Raw genomic sequence first — 384 nt, forward strand, 5'->3', positions numbered from 1 at the left:
GTTATTAACGCCGTCGCCATCGATATCATTATCTTGATTATCAGGGATGCCATCTCCGTCTGTATCCTTCGGAGTTGTGATATCTGGCTTACCGTCACCATCTTTATCCGTTACTTTATCAGAAGTAGGATCAGATTCATCTTTATTTGGAATACCATCACCATCAGTATCTTCGTCCCCATCGTTTACACCATTACCGTCGGTATCAGGGTTCGTTGGATCAGTACCGATAAGTTTTTCATCTTCGTTACTTACGCCATCACCATCGATATCGTTATCGTCTTTGTCAGTGATGCCGTCTCCGTCCGTATCCTTCGGAGTTGTGATATCTGGCTTACCGTCACCATCTTTATCCGTTACTTTATCAGAAGTAGGATCAGATTT

At 43.0% G+C, this 384-nt stretch carries 1 pseudogene; it reads right to left on the reverse strand.

From position 1 onward, the window contains the following. Positions 1–384, reverse strand: a pseudogene (locus tag ACJTHF_RS14070) (hypothetical protein); the annotation flags it as partial.

It is taken from the genome of Mammaliicoccus sp. RAM2 (assembly GCF_045897195.1).
GTDB lineage: Bacteria > Bacillota > Bacilli > Staphylococcales > Staphylococcaceae > Mammaliicoccus > Mammaliicoccus sciuri.